Source organism: Streptomyces sp. NPDC052721 (genome assembly GCF_040678315.1).
Taxonomy (GTDB): domain Bacteria; phylum Actinomycetota; class Actinomycetes; order Streptomycetales; family Streptomycetaceae; genus Streptomyces.
Genome location: NZ_JBFATL010000002.1, coordinates 129718 through 155812 on the forward strand (window position 1 = coordinate 129718; position 26095 = coordinate 155812).

At 72.8% G+C, this 26095-nt stretch carries 21 protein-coding genes; 16 read left to right on the forward strand and 5 right to left on the reverse strand.

Annotated elements, in window-relative coordinates:
• The first annotated feature begins 64 nt into the window (after positions 1–64).
• The 6 genes from recR to AB0L21_RS02660 all read left to right on the forward strand — a co-directional run bounded on the left by recR (position 65) and on the right by AB0L21_RS02660 (position 6077).
• Positions 65–664: a recombination mediator RecR gene (recR, locus tag AB0L21_RS02635; protein ID WP_030342446.1), complete on the forward strand. Its 600-nt coding sequence runs from the start codon at positions 65–67 to the stop codon at positions 662–664.
• The gene (locus AB0L21_RS02640; RefSeq protein ID WP_365699102.1) at positions 657–1319 is read left to right on the forward strand and encodes a DUF5063 domain-containing protein; all 663 of its coding nucleotides are present in this window, start codon (positions 657–659) and stop codon (positions 1317–1319) included. Before recR ends, AB0L21_RS02640 begins: the two co-directional genes overlap by 8 nt.
• A 182-nt stretch (positions 1320–1501) precedes the next feature.
• The gene (locus tag AB0L21_RS02645; protein ID WP_356343795.1) at positions 1502–2773 is read left to right on the forward strand and encodes an aspartate kinase; all 1272 of its coding nucleotides are present in this window, start codon (positions 1502–1504) and stop codon (positions 2771–2773) included.
• A 16-nt stretch (positions 2774–2789) separates the two neighbouring features.
• Entirely contained in the window at positions 2790–3851 is a 1062-nt protein-coding gene (locus AB0L21_RS02650) for an aspartate-semialdehyde dehydrogenase (RefSeq protein ID WP_365781802.1), read from the forward strand.
• Between the two features lie 328 nt (positions 3852–4179).
• On the forward strand, positions 4180–4860 hold the full coding sequence (locus tag AB0L21_RS02655) for a SigE family RNA polymerase sigma factor (protein ID WP_365781803.1): 681 nt from the start codon (positions 4180–4182) through the stop codon (positions 4858–4860).
• Positions 4857–6077: a hypothetical protein gene (locus AB0L21_RS02660; protein ID WP_365781805.1), complete on the forward strand. Its 1221-nt coding sequence runs from the start codon at positions 4857–4859 to the stop codon at positions 6075–6077. The genes AB0L21_RS02655 and AB0L21_RS02660 overlap by 4 nt, the downstream gene beginning before the upstream one ends.
• Positions 6078–6189: 112 nt before the next feature.
• Here the strand turns inward: AB0L21_RS02660 and AB0L21_RS02665 are convergent, their stop codons facing one another.
• Both AB0L21_RS02665 and AB0L21_RS02670 read right to left on the reverse strand, forming a co-directional pair.
• Entirely contained in the window at positions 6190–6981 is a 792-nt protein-coding gene (locus tag AB0L21_RS02665; protein ID WP_365781807.1) for an SURF1 family protein, read from the reverse strand.
• Between the two features lie 43 nt (positions 6982–7024).
• A complete protein-coding gene (locus AB0L21_RS02670; RefSeq protein ID WP_365782030.1) occupies positions 7025–7804 on the reverse strand; it encodes a class I SAM-dependent methyltransferase in 780 nt (259 codons plus the stop codon).
• 164 nt (positions 7805–7968) lie between these two features.
• Here AB0L21_RS02670 and AB0L21_RS02675 point away from each other — a divergent pair, with 164 nt between their 5' ends.
• Complete coding sequence (locus tag AB0L21_RS02675) at positions 7969–9783, forward strand: prolyl oligopeptidase family serine peptidase (protein WP_365782032.1); 1815 nt, start codon at positions 7969–7971, stop codon at positions 9781–9783.
• Between the two features lie 63 nt (positions 9784–9846).
• Here AB0L21_RS02675 and AB0L21_RS02680 read toward each other — a convergent pair whose 3' ends face one another.
• A complete protein-coding gene (locus tag AB0L21_RS02680; RefSeq protein ID WP_365709018.1) occupies positions 9847–10443 on the reverse strand; it encodes a Uma2 family endonuclease in 597 nt (198 codons plus the stop codon).
• 97 nt (positions 10444–10540) lie between these two features.
• Positions 10541–11215 carry a GDSL-type esterase/lipase family protein gene (locus tag AB0L21_RS02685; RefSeq protein ID WP_365709020.1) on the reverse strand — a complete coding sequence of 225 codons (675 nt, stop codon included), beginning with the start codon at positions 11213–11215 and terminating at the stop codon, positions 10541–10543.
• Between the two features lie 122 nt (positions 11216–11337).
• On the opposite strand from AB0L21_RS02685, the gene AB0L21_RS02690 reads away from it, so the two are divergent.
• Positions 11338–12327 (forward strand): WD40 repeat domain-containing protein, encoded by a 990-nt coding sequence (locus AB0L21_RS02690; RefSeq protein ID WP_365781808.1) that lies wholly within the window; start codon positions 11338–11340, stop codon positions 12325–12327.
• Between the two features lie 238 nt (positions 12328–12565).
• On the opposite strand, the gene serC is transcribed toward AB0L21_RS02690, so the two are convergent.
• The gene (serC, locus tag AB0L21_RS02695; protein WP_365709024.1) at positions 12566–13684 is read right to left on the reverse strand and encodes a phosphoserine transaminase; all 1119 of its coding nucleotides are present in this window, start codon (positions 13682–13684) and stop codon (positions 12566–12568) included.
• A 312-nt stretch (positions 13685–13996) separates the two neighbouring features.
• On the opposite strand from serC, the gene AB0L21_RS02700 reads away from it, so the two are divergent.
• The 8 genes from AB0L21_RS02700 to AB0L21_RS02735 all read left to right on the forward strand — a co-directional run bounded on the left by AB0L21_RS02700 (position 13997) and on the right by AB0L21_RS02735 (position 26087).
• The gene (locus AB0L21_RS02700) at positions 13997–16879 is read left to right on the forward strand and encodes an FAD-binding and (Fe-S)-binding domain-containing protein (protein ID WP_365782034.1); all 2883 of its coding nucleotides are present in this window, start codon (positions 13997–13999) and stop codon (positions 16877–16879) included.
• Positions 16876–17643, forward strand: coding sequence for a metallophosphoesterase family protein (locus AB0L21_RS02705; protein WP_365781810.1), 768 nt, complete (start codon positions 16876–16878; stop codon positions 17641–17643). Before AB0L21_RS02700 ends, AB0L21_RS02705 begins: the two co-directional genes overlap by 4 nt.
• A 140-nt stretch (positions 17644–17783) precedes the next feature.
• Positions 17784–18902 carry a peptidoglycan bridge formation glycyltransferase FemA/FemB family protein gene (locus AB0L21_RS02710; RefSeq protein ID WP_365709027.1) on the forward strand — a complete coding sequence of 373 codons (1119 nt, stop codon included), beginning with the start codon at positions 17784–17786 and terminating at the stop codon, positions 18900–18902.
• A 201-nt stretch (positions 18903–19103) separates the two neighbouring features.
• A complete protein-coding gene (locus AB0L21_RS02715; RefSeq protein ID WP_365781812.1) occupies positions 19104–20051 on the forward strand; it encodes an EamA family transporter in 948 nt (315 codons plus the stop codon).
• Positions 20052–20164: 113 nt separating this feature from the next.
• Positions 20165–21877: an NAD-dependent malic enzyme gene (locus AB0L21_RS02720; RefSeq protein ID WP_365781814.1), complete on the forward strand. Its 1713-nt coding sequence runs from the start codon at positions 20165–20167 to the stop codon at positions 21875–21877.
• 147 nt (positions 21878–22024) lie between these two features.
• Positions 22025–22819 (forward strand): TIGR03084 family metal-binding protein, encoded by a 795-nt coding sequence (locus AB0L21_RS02725; RefSeq protein WP_365709033.1) that lies wholly within the window; start codon positions 22025–22027, stop codon positions 22817–22819.
• Complete coding sequence (locus AB0L21_RS02730; RefSeq protein ID WP_365781816.1) at positions 22816–24492, forward strand: acyclic terpene utilization AtuA family protein; 1677 nt, start codon at positions 22816–22818, stop codon at positions 24490–24492. Before AB0L21_RS02725 ends, AB0L21_RS02730 begins: the two co-directional genes overlap by 4 nt.
• On the forward strand, positions 24489–26087 hold the full coding sequence (locus AB0L21_RS02735) for a carboxyl transferase domain-containing protein (RefSeq protein ID WP_365781818.1): 1599 nt from the start codon (positions 24489–24491) through the stop codon (positions 26085–26087). Before AB0L21_RS02730 ends, AB0L21_RS02735 begins: the two co-directional genes overlap by 4 nt.
• The last annotated feature ends 8 nt before the right edge of the window (positions 26088–26095 follow it).

The window sequence follows — 26095 nt, forward strand, 5'->3', positions numbered from 1 at the left end:
CTTCCGGGTTGAGGCGCGAGGCAACTACCGTACGTACCGAAAGGTCTCCAGGAAGGGCAGTCCGTTGTACGAAGGCGTGGTCCAGGACCTCATCGACGAGCTGGGGCGGCTGCCCGGCGTCGGTCCCAAGAGCGCGCAGCGGATCGCCTTCCACATCCTGCAGGCCGAGCCGACGGACGTGAAGCGGCTCGCGCAGGCGCTCCTGGAGGTGAAGGCGAAGGTCCGCTTCTGCGCGACCTGCGGCAACGTGGCGCAGGAGGAGCTGTGCGGCATCTGCCGCGACCCGCGCCGCGACCCCTCCGTCATCTGTGTGGTGGAGGAACCGAAGGACGTCGTCGCGATCGAGCGCACCCGCGAGTTCCGGGGCCGGTACCACGTGCTCGGCGGCGCGATCAGCCCGATCGAGGGCGTGGGGCCCGACGACCTGCGTATCCGAGAACTTCTCGCGCGGTTGGCCGACGGGACGGTCACGGAACTGATCCTGGCCACGGATCCGAATCTGGAAGGCGAGGCGACGGCCACGTACCTCGCCCGCATGATCAAGCCCATGGGCCTGAAGGTCACCCGCCTGGCCAGCGGCCTCCCGGTGGGTGGCGACCTGGAATACGCGGACGAGGTGACCCTCGGCCGCGCCTTCGAGGGGAGACGACTCCTAGATGTCTGACGCCACACTGCACGCCTCGGCGCAGAACCCGGACGACTTCGTGGTCCAGATCGCGGACCAGGTCGAGAGCTTCCTGGTGGCCGTCACGGAGGTGGCGAAGGGCGACGAGCCCGAATCGGCGGTCCCCTTCCTCCTCCTTGAGGTCTCCCAGCTCCTGCTGGCCGGCGGCCGGCTGGGCGCCCACGAGGACATCGTTCCCGAGGAGCGCTACGAGCCCGACCCGGGCCCGGAGCCGGACGTGGACGAGCTGCGCGAGAACTACGCCCGGCTCCTGGACCCGATCGACGTCTACTCCGAGGTCTTCGACCCGTACGAGCCCCGCAGGGCACCGGTGCCCGCCCGGCTCTCCGACGACCTCGCCGACATCATCACCGACCTCCGGCACGGCATGGTCCACTACCGCGCGGGCCGCACCACCGAGGCCCTGTGGTGGTGGCAGTTCTCCTACTTCTCCAACTGGGGCCCGACGGCCTCCGCGGTGCTGCGCGCCCTCCAGTCCGTCCTCATCCACGTCCGCCTCAACCAGCCCCTGGAGGAACTGGACGGCCTCGACACCGACCAGGCCGCCATGGGCGACGAGACCCTGGAGTTCGAGGCGGGCCGCGTCATGGCCGAGGAGATCGGCGGACCCCTCGGAATCCGCCCCGGGCACTAGCCTGACCGGGCCGTGTCCGGGCCCGGCGGTCTGTGAGCCAGGGCACGTTCCGAGTGGTGTGCCGATCGCTGGGCAGGGGTCGAGACCGGGCGGGCGGATGTCTCACCATGCGGGAGCAGGGTGGTGGAATTCGGACGCTCGATAGACTGAGCCGACACAAACGAACCGAGCGAGGAGCGCACGTGGGCCTTGTCGTGCAGAAGTACGGAGGCTCCTCCGTAGCCGATGCCGAAGGCATCAAGCGCGTCGCCAAGCGGATCGTGGAAGCGAAGAAGAACGGCAACCAGGTTGTCGTCGTCGTTTCCGCGATGGGCGACACGACGGACGAGCTGATCGATCTCGCCGAGCAGGTTTCTCCCATGCCTGCCGGGCGGGAATTCGACATGCTGCTGACCGCCGGAGAGCGGATCTCCATGGCCCTGCTGGCGATGGCGATCAAAAACCTGGGCCACGAGGCCCAGTCCTTCACCGGCAGCCAGGCAGGCGTCATCACCGACTCGGTCCACAACAAAGCCCGGATCATCGACGTCACGCCGGGCCGGATCAGGACGGCTCTCGACGAGGGCAACATCGCCATCGTCGCCGGGTTCCAGGGCGTGAGCGCCGACAAGAAGGACATCACCACGCTGGGCCGCGGCGGGTCCGACACCACCGCCGTGGCGCTCGCCGCCGCGCTCGACGCCGAGGTCTGCGAGATCTACACCGACGTCGACGGCGTGTTCACGGCCGACCCGCGCGTGGTGAAGAAGGCGAAGAAGATCGACTGGATCTCCTTCGAGGACATGCTGGAGCTCGCGGCCTCCGGCTCCAAGGTGCTGCTCCACCGCTGTGTGGAGTACGCCCGCCGCTACAACATCCCGATCCACGTCCGGTCGTCCTTCAGCGGACTGCAGGGCACGTGGGTCAGCAGTGAGCCGATTGGGGACAAGAAGGTGGAGCAGGCCATCATCTCCGGTGTCGCGCACGACACCTCCGAGGCCAAGATCACGGTCGTCGGCGTGCCGGACAAGCCGGGTGAGGCCGCCGCGATCTTCCGGACCATCGCCGATGCCGAGATCAACATCGACATGGTGGTGCAGAACGTGTCCGCCGCCTCCACCGGCCTGACGGACATCTCCTTCACGCTGCCGAAGACCGAGGGCCGCAAGGCCATCGACGCGCTGGAGAAGAACCGCTCCGGCATCGGCTTCGACTCGCTGCGCTACGACGACCAGATCGGAAAGATCTCGCTGGTCGGCGCCGGTATGAAGACCAACCCGGGTGTCACCGCCGCGTTCTTCGAGGCCCTCAGCGACGCCGGCGTGAACATCGAGCTGATCTCGACCTCCGAGATCCGCATCTCGGTGGTCACCCGCGCCGACGACGTGCCGGAGGCCGTCCGCGCCGTGCACACCGCCTTCGGTCTGGACTCCGACAGCGACGAGGCCGTCGTCTACGGCGGCACCGGCCGATGAGCCGGGACACGGTCCGATGACCGGCAAGCCGACGCTCGCGGTCGTGGGAGCGACCGGAGCCGTCGGCACGGTCATGCTCCAGATCCTGTCCCAGCGCGCGGACATCTGGGGCGAGATCCGCCTGATCGCCTCCCCGCGCTCGGCCGGCCGCAAGCTGGCCGTGCGCGGCGAGGAGGTCGAGGTGGTGGCCCTGACGGAGGACGCCTTCGCCGGGGTCGACATCGCGCTGTTCGACGTCCCCGACGAGGTCGCCGCCGCGTGGGCGCCGGTCGCCGCCGCGCGCGGCGCGGTCGTCGTCGACAACTCCGGTGCCTTCCGCATGGACCCGGACGTGCCGCTCGTCGTGCCCGAGATCAACGCGCACGCCGCACGGTCCCGGCCGCGCGGGATCGTCGCCAGCCCCAACTGCACGACCCTGACGATGATCGTCGCCCTGGGCGCGCTACACGCCGAGTTCGGGCTGCGCGAGCTGGTGGTGTCGTCGTACCAGGCGGTGAGCGGGGCCGGGCGGGCCGGCGTGGAGGCGCTGCGGGCCCAGCTGTCCCTGGTCGCCGGGACCGAGCTGGGCACCAAGCCCGGGGACGTACGGCGGGCCGTCGGGGACGACACCGGGCCGTTCCCGGAGCCGGTCGCGCTGAACGTCGTACCGTGGGCCGGATCGCTGCGGGAGGACGGCTGGTCGTCGGAGGAGATGAAGGTCCGCGACGAGTCCCGGAAGATCCTCGGCCTGCCGGCGCTGCCGGTCGCCGTGACCTGTGTCCGGGTGCCGGTGATCACCACGCACTCGCTGACCGTCCACGCCCGCTTCCAGCGGGAGGTCGGCGTCGACGGCGCCCGCGAGATCCTCGCGACCGCGCCGGGCGTGGTGCTGTGCGACGACCCGGCCGCCGGTGAGTTCCCCACCCCCGCCGACGTGGTGGGCACCGACCCGACCTGGGTGGGCCGGGTGCGCCGGGCCCTGGACGACCCGACCGCGCTGGAGCTGTTCGTGTGCGGCGACAACCTGCGCAAGGGCGCCGCGCTGAACTGCGCGCAGATCGCGGAGCTGATCGCCGCCGAGCTGTCCGGCCCCACGTAGCCGTTGAAGTTTGTAGGATCTCTGTAAGCACTGTGGCCGGGAGCATGGTCCAAATCCCTTGAACCACTCCCTCCCTGCGGCAGAGGATTTCTCTCCCCGCCTTCCGCAACCGTACGGAGGCGGGGAGCGTCTTTGCGGTCACCCTTGCGGGACCTGGGGACGTGATGATCCTGGCGTGGGGACGCCGTGGTCGGGGCGTGGGGGCGCCCGTTCATATGGGACATAAGGGAAGAGCGGGACGCATGACGGCACTTGAGGCACCGCCGGTTGTCGCACATGTGACGCCCGGCACGTACAACCCCCGAGGGGGGAAGCGTGTCCAACAGGCGTGGCAGAGGTACTCGAACTCAGTGTGGCCCGCGGCGGCACGGCCCTGCGGCCTCGCGCGGCGCTCCGGCCCCGCCCGCCCGGCGGCATGCCGGTGATCGCGCCCATGCCCGCAGCGCGGCCCGCCCGCATACCCAGTCAGCGTGACGGCGCCGAGGAATCCGCGGGTACCGTGGCGACCGAGGCCGCCGGCACGACCGTCGACCACCTCACCGAGACCTACCGGGCGCACTACCGCTCGCTGCTCGGCCTCGCCGCCCTCCTCCTCGACGACACCGCCTCCTGCGAGGACGTCGTCCAGGAGGCCTTCATCCGGGTCCACTCGGCCCGCAAGCGCGTCCGCGACCCCGAGAAGACCCTCGCCTACCTGCGGCAGACGGTCGTCAACCTCTCCCGCTCCACGCTGCGCCGGCGCATCCTCGGCCTGAAGCTGCTCTCCAAGCCGATGCCCGACATGGCGAGCGCGGAAGAGGGCGCCTACGACCAGCTGGAGCGCCGCGACCTCATCAAGGCGATGAAGGGACTCCAGCGCCGCCAGCGCGAGGTGCTCGTGCTGCGCTACTTCGCGGACATGACCGAGGCCCAGGTCGCCGAAACGCTCGGCATATCCCTGGGCTCGGTCAAGGCGTACGGCTCGCGGGGCATCGCCGCGCTGCGGGTGGCCATGGGGACACCGGCATGAGCGACCACGCCGAAGAGGGCGCCGCCCATGACGGTCACTCCCATGAGCGCCACTCCCACGAACGTCATGAGCCCTACGCCTGGCACGAGCCGACAGAGCGCAACGGGCAACAGCACACCCCCTCGCACGCTGGGAACGGAACTGTGAACCACGGCCCCGACGACAAGGGCCCGGAGAGGCTCGACGGAGTCCCGAGCCTGGACGGGCCCGACTCCGACGAACTGGCCCTGCGCCGGCTGCTGCACTCGGCGGTCGACGACATCGAACCGCGCACCGGCACCCTGGACCACCTGCGCCGGGCCGTCCCCGCGCGCCGCGCCCGCAAGCGCCAGGCGGTGGTCGGCATGGCCGCGGCGGCCCTGTTCATCGGCACCGCGATCCCCGCCCTCGTACACGTCTCCCAGGCCGGCGGCTCCGACCCCAACACCGCGATGGCCGGCCAGTCCTCCCAGGCCCAGGGCGGCACCGGCCAGGGCAAGGACAAGGGCACCGGCAAGGGCGGCCAGCAGGACGCCGGCAGTACGACGGTCACGCCCGGCACGGAGTCCGGCAAGCCCGACGACAAGGGCACGAAGCCCGGCAGCGGCGGCGCCTCCACCGGCGGCGCCGACCCCTCCGCCACGCCGGCCTCGGGCGTCCCGCTCTGTACGGCGACCCAGCTGGGCTCCGCCACCGGCAGCGCGAACGCGCCCGACACCGCGGGGGTCGTCTACGGCACCTTCCGCGTCACCAACATCTCCGGCACCGCCTGCACGGTCGCCGGCGAGGGCAGCATCACGCCCACGGCCGCCGGTGCCGCCGACCCGGCCAAGATCGTCACCGCCCGGCACGTGGCCGGCGACGCGGCGACCGCCCTGCCCGACCCCTCCCAGGAGATCACCGGGCTGGTCCTCCAGCCGGGCGCGGCGTACGAGGAGAAGTTCGCCTTCGTCCCCTCGGAGACCTGCCCCACCACCGGCGGCGACAGCAGTCCGGACGACCCCGGCCCGACCGGTCCGACCCCCGATCCGTCACCCACCCAGAGTGCCTCCGGCGCCACCACCGACAGCACCGGCTCCGAGGGCACGACCCCGCAACTCGCCACCGAGGACGGCGCGGCCGACGGCAGCATCACGGTGACCCACACGGCACAGGGGGGCTCGCCGACGGCGACGGCGGTGGTGTCCGGGGCGTGCGCGGGGACGGTCTACTACACCGGGGTGCTCGCGGGCGCCTGACGCTCCGCTACGAAAGCGGGGTGCGGGGACGCTGTCCGTCCGGGGGAGCGTGCGCTGCCGCGGGCCCGTCGTGGCTGGTCGCGCTGTTCCCCGCACCCCTTCCGGGCGCAGGTCAGCCGGTCGGTACCGGCGGCTGTTCCGACTCCTCCGTCACCAGGCCCAGCGCGGCGTCCCGCTGGAACTCCAGCTCTCGGCGCAGCAAGCGGAACCACATGAACACCACGAAGCCCGCGAACACGAACCACTCGCCGGTGTAACCGAGGTTCTGGAACGCCTTGAGGTCCAGCCCCGTACCACCCGGCGCGCTCGCGGGCACGGCCTTCATCCCCGAGTCCCCCTTGTCCAGGGTGACCCAGGCGTCGTACAGCCGGTACGGCACCAGGTTCACCAGCGACGCCGAGCTGATCGCCGAGGTCTGCCCGGCAGGGAGCCCGCCCTGCGCGCTGACCCCGTTGTCCCCGGGGGTCTCGGACGCCTGCAGCGCACCGGTGACGGTGACCTCACCACGGGGCGGCACGGGCGCCTTCGCCGCGTCCGCCGTACCCGGCAGCCAGCCCCGCACCACCGGCAGCGCCTTGCCGGAACCGGTGCGCAGCAGCGTCAGGACGTAGAAGCCCCGCTTGCCGTCCAGCTCCCGCCCGGGCACCAGCAACTGCTCCCCGTACCGCCCGCTCGCCGTGACCCGCCGGCCCGACGTGCTCTTGTCGACGGGCAGCATCGAGTCCAGCGGGCGCGCGGCCTCGCCCCGGCCGGAAGCGGCCTGCTCGGTCGCGGCGCGATGGTCCTGCACCCGCCCCTCGAACCGGCTCAGCTGCCACGACCCCATGAAGACGCAGAACGGGATGGCGAGCAGCACGAAGACGTTGATGCCCCACCAGCGGGGTGTCAGCAGAAACCGGTACACGCCCTCCACGGTACGGCGCCCGCCCCGGCGTCCCGGCCTCGGGTCAGCTCTTGCTCGCCCTCAGGGAGTAGATCAGCGGGATCCGCGGATGGTCCGCCGGGAAGCGGTGGTAGCCGTCGCGCACCTCGAAGTTCTCGAAGCGCGGGAAGAGCGACACGTCGTGCTCGTGCAGGAACTCGATGCGCAGCCCCGCCGCGGCGAGCGCGGAGACCACGTCGCCGAGGGAGTGCAGCCACTCCACGCTGCGGTTGTGGACGGTGACGGCCTCCAGGTCGGCGTAGGTGCCCGGTTCGTTCCACACCTGCGGGTCCCGGGTGAAGTAGTCGCGCACGATCCGGGTGCCGGTCTCGTCGTCCAGGGTCTCGGTGATCGGGTGGAACTCGGCGAGGTACAGGAAGCCGCCGGGCGCGACGAGGGAGGCGGCCGTCCGCGCCCAGCGCCGCAGGTCCGGCAGCCAGCACAGGGCGCCCAGCCCGGTGTAGACGATGTCGTACGACGGCTCGGGCACGGCCTCGGCCGCGTCGTACACGTCGCTGGTGACGAAGGCCGCCCGGTCGGGGCCGTAGCCGAGGTCGGCGGCGAGGGCGCGGGCCGCCTCCACCGCGGGCGCGGAGAAGTCCAGGCCGACGACGCGGGCGGCGCCGCGGTGGACCCAGGAGAGGGTGTCGGTGCCGATGTGGCACTGCAGGTGCAGCAGCGACTTCCCGGTGACGTCCCCGACCTCCTCCTTCTCGAAGTCCCGCAGGTCGTCCCGGCGGGTGCGGAAGCCGTCGAGGTCGTAGAAGGGCCCGGCGACATGGAGGGGGACCCTCTCGTCCCACATGGCCCGGTTGTCCTCACGCCAGCCTTCGGGGGCGGACGGGGAGTCTTCGGGGACGGACGGAGAAGTGGCGGAAACGCTCATGCCGCGGAAGTTATCCACAGGCTGCGCGCACCCGCCACCCCATTGTCGGCGCGGCCAGGCACTATGGGCGCATGACTGGGGCCATGAACGAGAGCAGTACGCCGAGCACGCGGCACACACCCGACATGCCGGACTGGGAGAAGCGCTTCCGGGCACCGCGGGTGTCGCTGCCCGACTGGGCGGAGGACGCGCCGGACCGCTCCCTGTTCGTGTCGAACGCGACGGGGACGTACGAGCTGTACGCCTGGGACAGAGCGACGGGCGAGCAGCGCCAGGCGACGGCCCGGCCGAACGGCACGACGGACGGCGTACTCTCCCCGGACGGCGCCTGGATCTGGTGGTTCGACGACAAGGACGGCGACGAGTTCGGCATCTGGCGCCGCCAGCCCTTCACGGGCGGCCCGGACGAGCCGGCCGTGCCCGGTCTCGACCCGTCCTACCCGGCCGGCCTGGCCCTGTCCCGCGACGGCCGCACGGCGGTCGTCGGCCGCTCCACGGACGAGGACGGTACGACGATCCACCTGGCCCGCGAGGGCGCGGACCCGTTGGAGATCTACCGCCACCGCGAGTCGGCGGGCGTCGGCGACCTCTCGCACGACGGCTCCCTGATCGCCGTCGAGCACACCGAGCACGGCGACGCCATGCACGCGGCCCTGCGGGTGCTCCGCCCGGACGGCACGACGGTCGCCGAGCTGGACGACACCAAGGGCGGCACCGAGGAGCTGGGCCTGGAGGTGCTGGGGTTCGCCCCGGTCGACGGCGACACCCGGCTGCTCATCGGCCACCAGCGCCGGGGCCGCTGGGAACCGCTGGTGTGGGACGTGGCGACGGGCGAGGAGACCGACCTGGTCCTGGACCTGCCCGGTGACGTCAGCGCCGAGTGGTACCCGGACGGCTCGGCCCTGCTCATCGTCCACGGCTTCGAGGCCCGCAGCGAGCTGTTCCGGTACGACGTGGCGGCCCGCGAGCTGACCCGCATCCCCACCCCGCCCGGCACGGTCTCCGGCGCGACGGCCCGCCCCGACGGCAGCGTGGAGTACCTGTGGTCGTCGGCCGCCGAGCCCCCGGCGGTCCGCTCCACGGCCGGCGGTGTGGTGCTCGACCCTCCGGGCATGGCGTGCCCGGCGTCGGTGCCCGTGGAGGACGTGTGGGTGGAGGGCCCCGGCGGCCGTATCCACGCGCTGATCCAGAAGCCCGCGGGCGCCACGGGCCCCCTCCCCACCGTCTTCGACCTGCACGGCGGCCCGACCTGGCACGACAGCGACTCCTTCGCGGCGGGCCCGGCCGCCTGGGTCGACCACGGCTACGCGGTGGTCCGCATCAACTACCGCGGCTCCACCGGCTACGGCCGCGCCTGGACGGACGCCCTCAAGCACCGGGTCGGCCTGATCGAGCTGGAGGACGTGGCGGCGGTGCGCGACTGGGCGGTCTCCTCCGGGCTCGCCGACCCCGCCCGCCTGATCCTGACCGGTGCCTCCTGGGGCGGCTATCTGACCCTGCTCGGCGTCGGCACCCAGCCGGAGGCCTGGGCGCTGGGCATCGCGGTGGTGCCCGTCGCGGACTACGTCACCGCGTACCACGACGAGATGGAGTCCCTGAAGGCCATGGACCGCACCCTGCTGGGCGGCACCCCGGAGGAGGTCCCGGAGCGCTTCGAGGCGTCCTCCCCGCTGACGTACGTCGACCAGGTCAAGGCCCCCGTCCACATCTCGGCGGGCGTCAACGACCCGCGCTGCCCGATCCGCCAGATCGACAACTACGTCAAGAGACTGGAGGACCGGGGCGCGGTCCACGAGGTGTACCGGTACGACGCGGGGCACGGCTCGCTGGTCGTGGACGAGCGGATCAAGCAGGTGAGACTGGAACTGGAATTCGCGGCACGGCACCTGCCGGCCTAGGTCCTGTCGTCAAACTCCCGTCGTCCGCCCGGAGCGCGGCAGACGGGAGTTTGACGACAGGGCCTAGTCGCGGGGGAAGGCGTCGGTCCTGAGGGTGAGGCCGAGCGGGGTTGTCGTGAGGTCGGCGTCGGTTCCGTAATCGACGCGCATCTCGCAGGTGTACTCGCCCTTCTTGGGCTCCGTGTACACATGGCACCTGCCCTGGTACGGGTCGGCGATGAGGTACACCGGGACCCCTGCGCGAGCGTACGCGGTCTTTTTGGGCCCGTAGTCGTTGTGGGCCGTCCCCTTCGAGACCACCTCGGCGACGAACTCCACGTCTTCGTGACGCCAGCGTCCGTCGTCGTCCCTCGCCGCGCCTTCGCGCAACTTGGCCACGTCGGGGCAGAAGCCGTTCCCGTTGCCGGGGAAGTCGATGCGGACGTCCGAGAAGACGCGCGCCGAGCGCCTCCCGAAGCGGTCTTCGAGCGCCCAGAGGATCTCGCGGATGGTTTGCCAGTGGACGTCCCGCTGCGGCGTCATGAAGACATCGCCCCCCACGACCTCGACCTTGTAACCGTCGGGGACGGGCATCCGCTCAAGCCGCTCGAACCACTCGTCCAAGCGCGTGGTGTTGGCATCAGCCATCTTGATCTCGATCCTGTCTTCCAGGACGGTCATCGTGGCGCTCCTCCCCGGCCGCTCCCCGGAAGAGTGCGGCCGCGCGGTACAACGATACGTACCCCGGCCGAGATGCGCCGGAATCCGGTCGAAGCCATCAGGCCACGTACACCCCGCCGACCCCCCACGCCTCCCGCATCGCCCCCGCGAACGCCTCCGCTATCAGGTGCTCCCCGCGCGCGTTGGGATGCGTGCCGTCGTAGGTGTCGGTGTGGATGTCGTACCCCTCCGGCGGTGAGGCCAGCAGGAGCGGCGAGCGCGGCTCGTCCAGGTCGGCCACCGCCTTGGCGAGCAGCACGTTGAACCGGTCGACCTGCTCGGCGAAGGGCGCGTCGGCCGCCGCCCGGATGTTCGGGATGACCGGCAGCAGCACCATCCGGATGCGCGGGTCCGCCTCCCGGGCGCCCGCGACGAAGGCCCGTACGTTCTCCGCCGTCTGCTCGGCGTTCGTGTAGAAGCCGAGGTCGATCAGGCCCAGCGAGACCAGGAGGACGTCGGGGCGGTGGGCGCGCACCGCGTCCCCGATCAGCGGGGCCATGTGCAGCCAGCCCTCTCCCCAGCCCGCGAGGTGGGCGCGCGGGAAGCCGGGGTCGGCGTAGGCGAGGGACGTCGGGGCGTCGGCCTGCTTGTCGTAGAGCGTCTCGCGTGGCCCGACGAAGGTGAACGGGCCGTCGTGCGCCACGCACAGGTGCTGCCACAGCCGGTAACGCCATGTGTGTTCGCCCGCGCTCCCGATCGTCATGGAGTCGCCCACGGGCATGAACCTAAGCATCCGGTCATGATGGACGATCTCCGTGACTCCTGGGACCGGTGGTGGCTGTGAGGCGGACCACGTCCCCCGGTCGCCGGCGATCGCGGGCGCTGAACCCCCGGCGGGAATGGCAGGCTTGGGGCATGCGTCGATCGTTCGCCGTCCTCGCCGGGGTGCTGCTCGCCGGTGCCTGCGCGCTGCCCGCCTCCGCCGCCTCCGCCGCCGACGGCACCGCCGACGGAGCGGGTGACCGGGGGTTCACCCTGAAGGACCCGCGGATCACCGAGTCCAGCGGGCTCGCCGCCTCCCGGCTGCACCCCGGCGTCTACTGGACGCACAACGACAGCGACGACGGGCCGTACCTCTACGCCGTGGACAGCGCGACCGGAAAGACCGTCGCCCGGATCACCCTGCGCGGCATCGGCTCCCCGCGTGATGTCGAGGCCGTCTCCATCGGGCCGCACAACGAGATCTACGTCGGTGACATCGGCGACAACTTCGGCGGCAGGTGGCCCTACGTGTGGATCTACCGGCTGCCCGAGCCGAAGAACCTGACGGACCAGACGGTCACCGCCACGCAGTACGTCGTGAAGTACTCCGACGGGCCCCGCGACGCCGAGTCGCTGCTCGTCCACCCGAAGACCGGGCGCGTCTACATCATCGACAAGAAGGAGGACGGCGGGCACCTGTACGAGGGCCCGGCCACCCTCTCCACCTCGGGCGCGAACGTCTTCAAGCCCCTCGCCGCCGTCGACCTGTGGGCCACCGACGCCGCGTTCTCCCCGGACGGCCGGGACCTCGCCGTGCGCGGCTACTTCGGCGGCATCCACTACCGCTGGAACGGCGGCCGGATCGAGCGCGAAGGGCGCCTGGACGTCCCGTTGCAGGGGCAGGGGGAGTCCGTGTCGTACTCCGCCGACGGCACCAAGCTGATGTACGGCAGCGAGGGCGCCGACAGCGCCGTACAGGCCGTCGACGCCCCCGGCCGGCCCGACGCCGAGTCACCCTCGGCGAAGGGGGAGTCCGGTGCGTCGGCGGACAAGGGCGGCGGGGGGAGCCTCAAGGTCGGAGCCGTGATCGTCGTGGTCGGTGTGGCGGCCCTGTTCGGCCTGCGGCGGCTGCGGCGCGGCTGAACGCGCGGCCCGGCCGTGCTCGCGTGTCCTCCGGGCGTCAGGGCTGAGGACGTACGGCCGGACCACGTCGTCGGAGGGCTCCCACAGGGGCGCCCGTAGCGGAACCGGCGCCTGCCGGCACTCCGACGCCCGCCGGCGCCGCTGGGCCAGGCGCTCCCGCGTGGCCGGCCACCGTCGGTACGCGAAGGGGCGCCCGGTGCTCACCGGGCGCCCCTTCGTGTCGTACCGCCGGGAACGGCTACAGCTTCTCGATCACGTAGTCGACGCACTTCGTCAGCGCCTCGACGTCCGCCGGGTCGATCGCCGGGAACATCGCGATGCGCAGCTGGTTGCGGCCGAGCTTGCGGTACGGCTCGGTGTCCACGATGCCGTTCGCGCGCAGCACCTTGGCGACGGCGGCGGCGTCGATCTCGTCGGAGAAGTCGATCGTGCCGATGACCTGCGAGCGCTTGGCCGGGTCCGAGACGAACGGGGTGGCGTACTTGGCCTCCTCCGCCCAGCTGTACAGCCGGGTCGAGGAGTCCTTCGTACGGGCCGTGGACCAGGCGAGACCGCCCTGGCCGTTGAGCCACTCCAGCTGCTCGTTGAGGAGGAAGAGGGTGGCGAGGGCCGGGGTGTTGTACGTCTGGTTCTTGCGGGAGTTGTCGATCGCCGTGGGCAGCGAGAAGAACTCCGGGACGTGCCGGCCGGAGGCGTGGATCCGCTCGGCGCGCTCGATCGCGGCCGGGGAGAAGACGCCGATCCACAGGCCGCCGTCGGAGGCGAAGGACTTCTGCGGGGCGAAGTAGTAGACGTCGGTCTCGGCGATGTCGACCGGGAGGCCGCCCGCGCCGGAGGTGGCGTCCACGAGGACGAGCGCGCCCTCGTCGGCGCCGGCCACGCGCTTGATCGGCATGGCGACACCGGTGGAGGTCTCGTTGTGGGTGAAGGCGTAGACGTCGACGCCGGCCTCGGCCTGCGGCTCCGGGTGGGTGCCGGGGTCGGAGGCGATGACGGTGGGCTCGGCCAGCCAGGGCGCGAGCCTCGCGGCCTTGGCGAACTTCGAGGAGAACTCGCCGAAGTTCAGGTGCTGCGACTTGTTCTCGATCAGGCCGTGCGTGGCGATGTCCCAGAAGGCGGTGGAGCCGCCGTTGCCGAGGACGACCTCGTAGCCCTCGGGGAGGGAGAACAGCTCGGAGATGCCCTCTCGGACCTTGCCGACCAGGTTCTTCACCGGCGCCTGCCGGTGGGAGGTGCCCAGCAGGGAGGTACCGGTGGCGGCGAGGGCGTCCAGCGCCTCGGTGCGCACCTTGGAGGGGCCGGCGCCGAAGCGTCCGTCGGCGGGCTTGATGTCTGCGGGAATCTGGATGTCGGCCACGGCACGAGGTTAGCCGGTGGCGGAAAGCGAGGCGGAGACGTGTCCGTCCGATGAGACGAGATCACCGGGACGTGGACTTGTGAGGTTGTACGACGATACGCGCGGGCCTGTGGAAAACATGCGGTGACTGTCCGTGAGCGGATGCATTCTGGACGCATGACGGATCGAGCGGGTGTTGCGGGGGCGGCCGGGGGTGCCCGGGGTGCCGGGGCCGAGGGCGCGGGTGCCGGCGTCGCCGAGCTTGCCGGTGCGCTGCGCGGGGCGGTGCGGGGCGAGGTGGGTTTCGATGCCACCGCCCGGGCGCTGGTCACCATGGACGCGTCCAACTACCGGCGGGTGCCCCTCGGGGTCGTGGCCCCCAGGGACGCGGACGACGTGGCCGCCGTGCTGGAGGTGTGCCGGGCGCGCGGGGTGCCGGTGGTGGCGCGGGGCGGGGGCACGTCGATCGCCGGGCAGGCGACCGGCACCGGCGTGGTGCTGGACTTCACCCGGCACATGACGGGTCTGCTGGAGCTTGACCCGGGCAGCCGCACGGCCGTCGTGCAGCCGGGGCTCGTGCTCGACCGGCTCCAGGAGGCCGCCGCCCCGCACGGGCTGCGGTTCGGCCCCGACCCGTCGACGCACAGCAGGTGCACGCTCGGCGGGATGATCGGCAACAACGCGTGCGGCTCCCACTCGGTCGCCTGGGGCACGACCGCGGACAGCGTGCGGGAGCTGTCCGTGATCACCACGCGCGGGCAGCGGCTGCGGCTCGGGCCGGGCTGGGCGGGCGCCCCGGAGGGGCTGCGGGAGCTGGCCGAGGGAGAACTGGCCCGGCTGCGCACGGGGTTCCCTGACCTGCCCCGCCGTATCTCCGGGTACGCGCTGGACGCGCTGCTGCCGGAGAAGGGCGCGGACGTCGCCCGTTCCTTCTGCGGCTCGGAGGGCACCCTGGGCATCCTCACCGAGGCCGTGGTCCGCCTGGTCGAGGCCCCGCGCGCGCGTGCCCTGGCCGTGCTGGCGTACACCGACGAGAGCGCGGCCGCCGAGGCCGCCGCCGGCCTGCTGCCGCTGCGGCCGCTCACGGTGGAGGGCATGGCCGCCGACCTGGTGCCGGCCGGCGCGGGGCTGCCGGCGGGAGGCGCCTGGCTGTTCGTGGAGACCGGCGGGCAGACGGCGGCGGAGGCACGCGCGCGGGCGGAGGAGATCGTCCGCGCCGCCGACGTCGTGTCCGCGCTGGTCGTCACCGACCCGACGGACCAGCGGGCCCTGTGGCGCATCCGCGAGGACGCGTCCGGCACGGCCACCCGGATGCCGGACGGCACGGAGGCCTGGCCCGGCTGGGAGGACTGCGCCGTGCCGCCCGCCCGGCTCGGCGGCTACCTGCGCGACTTCCGCGCCCTGCTCGCCGCCCATGGCCTGCGGGGCACGCCGTACGGCCACTTCGGCGACGGCTGCATCCACGTCCGCATCGACTTCGACCTGCTCACCGAGGCCGGCACCGGCCGCTTCCGCCGCTTCTCCGAGGAACTGGCCGACCTGGTGGTGGCCCACGGCGGCTCGCTGTCCGGGGAGCACGGCGACGGGCAGGCCCGCGCGGAACTGCTGCCGCGCATGTACGGCGAGGAGACGGTCCGGCTCTTCGAGCGGGCCAAGGCGGTCTGGGACCCGGACGACCTGCTCAACCCCGGCATGCTGGTCCGCCCGGCCCCGCTCGATACGAACCTCCGCTTCTCCGTCCTGCCCGGCCGCCCGGTCGACGTGGTCTTCGGCTACCCGGCGGACGGCGGCGACTTCGCCGCGGCCGTCCGCCGCTGCGTAGGCGTCGCCGAGTGCCGTACGGCCACGGCGGCCGGCCCGGCCGTGATGTGCCCCTCCTTCCGGGCCACCGGCGAGGAGGAGCACTCCACGCGCGGCCGGGCCCGGCTGCTGCACGAGATGCTCGCGGGCGAGCTGGTCACCGACGGCTGGCGGTCCCCGGAGGTCCGGGACGCCCTCGACCTGTGCCTGTCCTGCAAGGGCTGCCGCTCGGACTGCCCGGTCGGCGTCGACATGGCCACCTACAAGGCGGAGTTCCTGCACCACCACTACGCCGGCCGCCGCCGCCCCGCCGCCCACCACACCATGGGCCGGCTCCCGGAATGGCTCCGCTGGGCCGCCCGCACGCGGATGGCTCCGCTGGTCAACGCCCTGGCCCGGGTAGGCCCGTTGGCCGGCCTCGGCAAACGGCTGGCCGGGATCACACCGGAACGGGAGCTCCCGCGACTGGCGACACAGACGTTCACGGGGTGGTGGCGCAGCCGGGGGCCTGACGCGGGTGCCGGGGGCGCCGGGGGTGCTGGAGGGCTGCCGGCTGGGAGCGCCGGGGACCGGCCCGCACCGGGCGCGGGCGACCTGCCCGACCCGGGCGCCGGAAACCTGGTCGTTCTCTGGCCGGACACCTTCACCGAGCATCTGGCGCCGTCCGTCGGCCGGGCCGCCGTGCGGGTGCTGGAGGCCGCCGGGCTGCGCGTGGCCCTGCCGCCGACGCTGCTGCTGCGCCGGGGAGCGATCGCGGACGGCAGGACGAGGGCGGTGACCGCGCTGCTCGCGGCCCGCCGGGCCCGGGTCTGCTGCGGACTGACCTACCTCTCCACCGGCCAGCTGGACCGTGCCCGCACGGTCCTGCGCCGCACCCTGGACCTGATGGAACCGGTGCTGCGGGCCGCGGTCCCGGTCGTCGTCCTGGAACCGAGCTGCGCCGCGGCCCTCCGCACCGACCTCCCGGACCTGCTGCCCGACGACCCGCGCGCCGCCCGGCTGTCCGCCGCCGTCCGCACCTTCGCCGAGACCCTGGAACGGCACGCCCCGCACTGGACCCCGCCCGCCGTCGACCGCCCGGTCGCCGGACAGACCCACTGCCACCAGCACGCGGTGCTCGGCGACGCCCCAGACCGCCGGCTGCGCGCCGCCGCCGGCCTCACCGGAGACCTGAGCGGCGGCTGCTGCGGCCTGGCGGGCAACTTCGGCTTCGAGAAAGGCCACTTCGAGGTCTCCCGGACCTGCGCGGAGGAACAGCTCCTGCCATCGGTACGGCAGGCCCCGCCGGACACGGTGATCCTGGCGGACGGCTTCTCCTGCCGCACCCAGCTGGACCAACTCGCCGGAGTCCGGGGCCGGCACCTGGCGGAGGTACTGGCCGAGGCACTGGACCGGCCCGCGGGGGGCGCCGAGTGACCCAGGAGTACACACGCCTGGCCGTGCTCTCCGACATCCACGGAGTGCTGCCCGCCCTGGAGGCGGTCCTGGCGGAGCCCGAGGTGGCCGCCGCCGAGCGGATCGTCCTCACCGGGGACATCGCGGCGGGCCCGCAGCCGGTCGAGGTGCTGGACCTGCTGCGCGAGCAGGGCGACCGGGTGCTGTGGATCGGCGGCAACGCGGACCGGGAGCTGGTGGAGTACCGGCGGGGCGAGCGCGCGGAGATCCCGGACCCCATCGGCCCGTACGCCGCCCGGGCGCTGCGCCCGGACCAGGTCGACTTCCTGGCCGCCCTGCCGCGCACCCGGACCCTGTGCGTGCGCGGCCTCGGCCCGGTCCTCTTCTGCCACGCCACCCCGCGCGACGACGAGGAACTGGTCCTGGTCGACTCGCGCCCCGCCCGCTGGACGGAGGTCTTCACCGGCCTGCCGCCCGGCATCGGCACGGTCGTCTGCGGCCACACCCACATGCCCTATGTCCGCCTGGCCCACGGCCGCCTGGTGGTCAACCCCGGCAGCGTCGGCATGCCCTACGGCCGTCCCGGCGCCCACTGGTGCCTCCTCGGCCCCGGCACCGACCTGCGCGTGACGCCGTACGACATACCGGCGGCGGTGGCCCGGCTGACCCGGGAGTGCGCCTACCCGGACATCGCCGCGTGGGCCGACTACTTCCTGTTCGCCCGGGCGACGGACACGGACGTGCTGGAGGCGTGGGGACCCAAGGACGGGCGGGACGCTTCGTAGGGTGAGGACACCCGCGATCCGCATGGACGCCGGCGGCATCGTCACCGGCACAGCGGCACCGTCACGGACGCCGGCGTCCTCACCGTCGTGGCACCGGCCTCACCGCAGGAACCGCACCCGTCGTCGAAGGAGCCCCGCCCATGTCGCTCACCCTCCGTCCCCTCACCCGTGCCGAGCACCTCGCCTTCGTGGCGGAGCGGCCCTCGGTCAGCCATATGCAGGTGCCGTCGTGGGGGGACGTGAAACCCGACTGGCGGGCTGAGAGCCTGGGATGGTTCGAGGCGGACGGGCGGCTCGTGGGGGCGGGGCTGGTGCTGCTGCGGCCGCTGCCCAGGCTGAAGCGGTATCTGGCGTACCTCCCCGAGGGGCCCGTCATCGACTGGGACGCGCCCGACCTGGAGCGCTGGCTGGAGCCGATGCTGGCCCACCTCAAGGCCCGGGGCGCCTTCTCGGTGAAGATGGGGCCGCCCGTGGTGGCCCGGCGGTGGAGCCCGGAGGCGGTCAAGGCCGCGATCACCGACCCCGGCGCGCACCGGCTGCGCGACGTACCGGCGACGTCGTACGGGCCGGGCCTGGACCTCGCCGAGCGGCTGCGCCGCATGGGCTGGCAGCAGACCGGGTCCGGCGGGGAGGACGGGTTCGCCGCCGGGCAGCCCCGGTACGTGTGCCAGGTCCCGTTCGCGGACCGGTCCCTGGAGGACGTCCACCGCGGGCTCAACCAGCAGTGGCGGCGCAACATCAAGAAGGCCGAGAAGGCGGGCGTGAAGATCGTCCGGGGCGGGCCGGAGGACCTGCCGGTTTTCTACCGCCTCTACACCGAGACCGCCGAACGCGACCGCTTCATCCCGCGCCCCCTGCCGTACTTCCAGCGCATGTGGACCGCGCTCACCGCGGAGCATCCCGACCGGATGCGGCTCTACCTCGCCCACCACGACGGGGACGTCCTCGCCGCGGCCACCATGCTGACCGTCGGCGGGCACGTCTGGTACTCCTACGGCGCCTCCACCAGCCGCAAGCGCGAGGTGCAGCCCAACAACGCCATGCAGTGGCGGATGATGTGCGACGCCCATGAACTCGGCGCGCACGTCTACGACTTCCGGGGCATCACCGACACCCTGGAGGAGTCCGACCCTCTGCTCGGCCTGCTCCGCTTCAAGGTGGGCGCGGGCGGTGAGGCCGTCGAGTACGCGGGGGAGTGGGACTTCCCGCTGAACCGGCTGCTGCACAAGGCCTTCGACCTCTATCTGGCCCGCCGCTGAGGCCGCTCCCCGAGCGCGGGGCACATGCCCTCGGCCCTGCCGGACGGCCGTCCGCTGTTCCGTGACCAGGAGGCGTGGCCGGGCACCTGATCCCAGCATCCGGGACAGTCCCGTCAAGGGTTCACGCACCTGTTCAAGTCCATTACCCTGGACCTGGCAGTACATCCAGATGCACGAACCCGACCAAGCCCAGGACCGCTCGTGACCACCCCGCCCAGCACCACCACGCCGACGCCGACCACATCTCGCGGGGGCAGGCGTCCCTCCGCCCCGCGCGGCCCTCTCGGCCCACTCGGACCGGTCGGGCTGGTGCTGGCCGGCGGCATCTCGGTGCAGTTCGGCGGCGCGCTGGCGGTCACGCTGATGCCGAGGGCCGGCGCCCTGGGAGTCGTCACCCTGCGCCTGCTCGCCGCGGCCGTCGTCCTCCTGCTGGTCTGCCGGCCCCGGCTGCGCGGCCACTCCCGGACCGACTGGGGGACGGTGGTCGTCTTCGGTATCACCATGGGCGCGATGAACGGCCTGTTCTACGAAGCGGTCGCCCGCATCCCGCTGGGCCCGGCGGTCACCCTCGAAGTCCTCGGCCCCCTGGCCCTCTCCGTCCTGGCCTCCCGCCGTGCGATCAACGCCCTCTGGGCCGGCCTGGCCCTCGCCGGCGTCTTCCTGCTCGGCGGCGGAGGCTTCGGCAATCTGGACCCCACAGGTGTCGGCTTTGCCCTGGGCGCGGGCGCCATGTGGGCGGCCTATATTGTCTTCAGCGCCCGTACGGGCCGCCGCTTCCCGCAGGCGGACGGCCTGGCGCTGGCCATGGCGGTCGCGGCCCTCCTCTTCCTCCCCCTGGGCATCGCCGAGGCCGGCACCCGGCTCCTGAACCCCACCACCGTCGCCCTCGGCTCGGCGGTGGCCCTGCTCTCCTCGGTGCTGCCCTACACCCTCGAACTGCTGGCCCTGCGCCGACTGCCGGCCCCCACCTTCGCCATCCTCATGAGCCTGGAACCGGCCATCGCGGCCACGGCCGGCTTCCTGATCCTCGGCCAGTCCCTCACCCCGACCGAGGCCGCCGCGATCACGCTGGTCATAGCGGCGACGATCGGCGCGGTGCGCACCCAGACAGCCCGGGCGAAGCCCGGCCTCCGGGCACCGGAGGCCTGAGGCTCGACGGCCGCCCGGTTGCGCGAGACCCGCTCACCCTGCACATCCCGTCCCTCTCCCGCACACTCCTGAGTGTGGCCTGAAGGGGCGAAGACGGACGGAAGGCGGATCTCGTGACCGGCGCTCGTGACACCAACCCCAGCCCGCTGAAGGTCACCGCCCGGGGGCGGGCCGTTCTCGCCGATCCCCGGATCAACCGCGGTACCGCCTTCACCGAGGAGGAGCGCCGCGCCCTCGACCTCGTCGGACTGGTCCCGCCCCGCGTGCTCACCCAGGACGAGCAGGCCGAACGCGCCTACGGCCAGTTCCGGGACCAGGCGGGCGACCTGGCCAAGAGCGTCTATCTGACCGCGCTGCACGACCGTAACGAGGTGCTGTTCTACCGGCTCGTCGGGGACCACCTCGAAGAGATGCTGCCCATCGTCTACACCCCCACCGTGGGCACGGCGATCCGCCGCTACAGCACGGAGTACCGGCGCCCGCGCGGCGTCTACCTCTCCGTGGACGCCCCCGACGACATCGAACGCTCCCTGCGCGCGCACGGCCTCGGCCCCGACGACGTCGACCTGATCGTGGCCACCGACGGCGAGGGCATCCTCGGCATCGGCGACTGGGGCGTCGGCGGCATCGACATCGCCGTCGGCAAGCTCGCCGTCTACACGGCCGCCGCCGGCATCGACCCGCGCCGCACCCTTCCGGTCATGCTCGACGTCGGCACCAACCGCCAGGAACTCCTCGACAACCCCCTCTACCTCGGCAACCGCCACCCCCGCGCCGACCGCGACACCTACGACGCCTTCATCGACGCCTACGTCACCACCGCGACCCGGCTCTTCCCGCACGCCCTGCTGCACTGGGAGGACTTCGGCACCGCCAACGCCCGCCGCATCCTCGACCGCTACCGCGACCAGGTCTGCACCTTCAACGACGACATCCAGGGCACCGGCGCGGTCAACCTCGCCGCCGTCCTGTCCGGCGTCCGCGCCGCCGGAATGCCCCTGCCCGAGCACCGGATCGTCGTCTTCGGCGCCGGCACCGCCGGCATCGGCGTCGCCGACCAGCTGCGCGACGCCCTGGTCTCCGAGGGCCTGTCCGCCGAGCGGGCCACCGCCCGCTTCTGGTGCGTGGACCGTTACGGCCTGCTCACCACCGACCAGGGCGACCAGCTCCGGGACGTCCAGAAGCAGTACGCCCGCCCCGCCGACGAGGTGGACGGCTGGCGCCGGGACGAGAAGCTGCCCGGCATCCCGCTGGACGAGGTGGTCCGCCGGGTCCGCCCGACCATCCTGATCGGCACCTCCGGCCAGGGCGGCTCCTTCACGGAGGAGCTCGTCCGCGAGATGGCCCGGCACACCGAGCGCCCGATCATCCTGCCGATGTCCAACCCGACCGACCTCGCCGAGGCCACCCCCGCCGACCTGCTCGACTGGACCGACGGCAAGGCCCTGGTGGCCACGGGCAGCCCCTTCGCCCCGGTCGAGCGGGACGGTACGCGGTACGAGATCGGCCAGGCCAACAACGCGCTCGTCTTCCCCGGCCTCGGCCTCGGTGTGATCGTCGCCCGGGCCTCCCGCATCACCGACCGCATGCTCCGCGCGGCGGCCGACGCGGTGGCCCGCCGCACCGGCGACACGGAGGTCGCCCGCGCCGACGCGCCGGTCCTCCCGCCGATCCGTGACCTGCGCGCCACCTCGGAGGCGGTCGCCGTGGCCGTGGCCCGCGCGGCGGTGGAGGAGGGCGTCGCCCGGGCCGGCCTGGACGACGTCGAGGCGGCGGTACGGGCGGCCCGGTGGGAGCCGGTGTATCCGCCGGTGGAAGCGGTGTGACCTCCGGTCCGGGCGGAGCATGCCGATCCGCCCGGACTGTCCTCGCCGGGTTCCGCCCGGACCGCGCTCACCAGGGTCCGGGTCCTGCGGCCGTCAATTCATGCAAGCACGCTTGATTGTTTCTGGCGCCGCTGCCATGCTCCCCCCATGGCCGACCCGACGCCCGTCATCGACGACCTGCGTGCCGAGAGCGGTGAACTCGACCTGCTCGTGGCCGAGTTGAGCCCGGAGCAGTGGAGCCTGCCCACCCCGGCAGCCGGCTGGACCGTCGCCCACCAGATCGCGCACCTCACCTGGACCGACCGCTCGGCCCTGCTGGCCGTCACCGACGCCGACGCCTTCCAGGCGCTGGTCGAGAAGGCGCTCGCCGCACCCGGCTCGTTCGTGGACGAGGGAGCGGAGGAGGGCGCCGTACTCCCGCCCGCCGAACTGCTGGCGGCCTGGCGCGGCGGGCGCACCGCCCTCGACCGGGCCCTGCGCGGCGCACCGGCCGGTGCCCGTTTCCCCTGGTACGGCCCGCCCATGTCCGCCGCCTCCATGGCTACGGCCCGACTGATGGAGACCTGGGCCCACGGGCTGGACATCGCCGACGCTCTGGGTGTGGTGCGCCCACCCACCGACCGGCTCCGGCATGTGGCCCGGCTCGGGGTGCGGACCCGCGACTTCGCCTTCGGGGTGCACGGACTGACCCCGCCGGCCGAGGAGTTCCGGGTGGAACTGACCGCGCCCTCCGGTCAGGTGTGGGCGTACGGCGACGAGCGCGCCGCCCAGCGCGTCACCGGGCCCGCCCTCGACTTCTGCCTCCTGGTCACCCGGCGCGCCCATCGCGACGACCTCGCGCTGACGGCCGTCGGCCCGGACGCCGACCGCTGGCTCGACATCGCCCAGGCCTTCGCGGGCCCGCCCGGCACCGGCCGCCCGCGGAAGGAGACCGGCCGGTGAATCCGCTGCGCATCGGCAACTTCTCCGGCTTCTACGGCGACCGGTTCGACGCCCTGCGCGAGATGCTCACCGGCGGCGAGGTCGACGTCCTCACCGGTGACTACCTCGCCGAACTCACCATGCTCATCCTCGGCCGCGACCGGCTGAAGGACCCGGCCGCCGGGTACGCCCGCACGTTCCTGCGCCAGCTGGAGGACTGCCTCGGTCTCGCCCACGAACGCGGCGTGCGGATCGTGACCAACGCGGGCGGCCTCAACCCCGCCGGACTCGCCGACGCGATACGGCAGTTGGCGGACCGGCTCGGCATCCCGGCGCGGGTCGCGCACGTCGAGGGCGACGACCTGAGCGCGGCCCACCCGGACGCCCTCGCCGCCCACGCCTATCTCGGCGGCTTCGGCATCGCCGCGTGCCTGCGGGCCGGCGCCGACGTGGTGGTCACCGGCCGGGTGACCGACGCGGCGCTCGTCACCGGCCCCGCCGCGGCCCACTTCGGGTGGGAGGCGGCGGACCATGACCGCCTCGCCGGTGCCGTCGTCGCCGGGCATGTGCTGGAGTGCGGGACCCAGGCGACGGGCGGCAACTACGCGTTCTTCGGCGAGGGGGACGTACGGCGTCCCGGCTTCCCGCTCGCCGAGATCCACGCCGACGGCACCAGCGTGATCACCAAACACCCCGGCACCGGCGGCTTCGTGGACGTGGGCACGGTCACCGCGCAGCTGCTGTACGAGACCGGTGGCGCCCGGTATGCCGGGCCCGACGTCACCGCCCGGCTGGACACCGTACGGCTGAGCCAGGACGGGCGGGACCGGGTGCGGATCGAGGGGGCGCGCGGGGAGGCGCCGCCGCCCACGCTCAAGGCCGGGATCAACCGGCTCGGCGGCTTCCGCAACGAGGTCGTCTTCGTCCTCACCGGACTCGGCGTCGAGGCCAAGGCGGCCCTGGTGCGGGAGCAGCTCGCCGACGTGCTCGCCAAGTCGCCGCCGCGTGAGGTCCGCTGGGATCTGGTGCGTACCGACCGGGCCGACGCGGACACCGAGGAGACGGCCAGCGCGCTGCTGCGGCTCGTCGTACGGGACCCGGACCAGCGGGTCGTGGGGCGGGCGCTCAGCGGGGCCGCAGTGGAGCTGGCCCTCGCCAGTTACCCGGGCTTCCATATGCTGTCCCCACCTGGAAAGGGTGCCCCTTATGGGGTCTTCGAGGATGTGCTCGTGCCCCATGGGGACGTAGACCATATGGCCGTCCTCCACGACGGACGCCGTATCCCCGTGCCGCCGCCCCAGGACACCCGGCCCCTCGATGTCGTACCGCCCCCGCCCCTCCCGGAACCCCTCCCGCCCGGTACGACCCGCCGGGCGCCCCTCGGGCTGGTCGCCGGGGCGCGCAGTGGGGACAAGGGCGGGAACGCCAACGTGGGGGTGTGGGCGCGGTCGGACGAGGCCTGGCGGTGGCTCGCCCACACGCTGACCACCGACGCCTTCCGGCAGCTGCTGCCCGAGACCCGCGACCTGCCCGTCACCCGGCACGTGCTCCCGAACCTGCGCGCGCTCAACTTCGTCGTCGAGGGCATCCTCGGCGCCGGCGTCGCCGCGCAGGCCCGCTTCGACCCACAGGCCAAGGCCCTCGGCGAATGGCTGCGCTCCCGCCACCTGGACATCCCGGAGATTCTGCTGTGACGGTTCTGCGGACCGCTCTCGACCCCACCGGCCCCGACTACCAGGCCCACCGCGAGGCCATGCTCGCCAAGCTCGCCGAACTGGAGGGCGAGCACGCCAAGGCGCTCGCGGGCGGCGGCGAGAAATACGTCCAGCGGCACCGGAAGCGCGGCAAGCTGCTGCCCCGCGAGCGCATCGAGCTGCTGCTGGACCCCGACACCCCGTTCCTGGAGCTGTCCCCGCTGGCCGCCTGGGGCAGCGACCACCCCGTCGGGGCCTCCCTCGTCACCGGGATCGGCGTGGTCGAGGGCGTGGAGTGCCTGATCACCGCCAACGACCCGACGGTGCGCGGCGGTGCCAGCAACCCGTGGAGCCTGAAGAAGGCCCTCCGCGCGAACGACATCGCGCTCGCCAACCGGCTGCCCTGCATCAGCCTGGTGGAGTCGGGAGGTGCCGATCTGCCGTCCCAGAAGGAGATCTTCATCCCCGGCGGCGCCATCTTCCGCGATCTCACCCGGCTCTCCGCCGCCGGCATCCCGACCATCGCCGTCGTCTTCGGCAACTCCACCGCCGGCGGCGCCTACATCCCCGGCATGTCCGACCACGTGATCATGGTCAAGGAGCGCGCGAAGGTGTTCCTCGGCGGCCCGCCGCTGGTGAAGATGGCGACCGGCGAGGAGAGCGACGACGAGTCGCTGGGCGGCGCCGAGATGCACGCGCGCGTGTCCGGCCTCGCCGACCACTTCGCCCTGGACGAGCCGGACGCGCTGCGCCAGGCCCGCCGGGTCGTGGCCCGCCTCAACCACCGCAAGGCGTACCCGGACCCCGGCCCGGCCGAGCCGCCCCGGTACGACCCGGAGGAGCTGCTGGGCATCGTCCCCGGCGACCTGAAGATCCCGTTCGACCCGCGCGAGGTGATCGCCCGGATCGTGGACGGCTCCGACTTCGACGAGTTCAAGCCGCTGTACGGCACCAGCCTGGTCACCGGCTGGGCGGCCCTGCACGGCTACCCCGTGGGCATCCTGGCCAACGCCCAGGGCGTCCTCTTCAGCGCCGAGTCGCAGAAGGCCGCCCAGTTCATCCAGCTCGCCAACCAGCGCGACATCCCGCTGCTGTTCCTGCACAACACCACCGGCTACATGGTCGGCAGGGAGTACGAGCAGGGCGGGATCATCAAGCACGGCGCGATGATGATCAACGCGGTCAGCAACAGCAGGGTCCCGCACCTGTCGCTCCTCATGGGCGCGTCGTACGGCGCCGGGCACTACGGCATGTGCGGCCGGGCCTACGACCCCCGGTTCCTGTTCGCCTGGCCCAGCGCCAAGTCCGCCGTCATGGGCCCGCAGCAGCTCGCCGGCGTGCTGTCGATCGTCGCCCGGCAGTCGGCGGCGGCCAAGGGGCAGCCGTACGACGAGGACGCGGACGCCGCCCTGCGCGCCATGGTGGAGCAGCAGATCGAGTCCGAGTCGCTGCCCATGTTCCTGTCCGGGCGGCTGTACGACGACGGCGTCATCGACCCGCGCGACACCCGCACCGTCCTCGGCCTGTGCCTCTCCGCCCTGCACACCGCGCCCTACGAGGGCGCGCGCGGCGGCTTCGGCGTCTTCCGGATGTGAGGGATCCC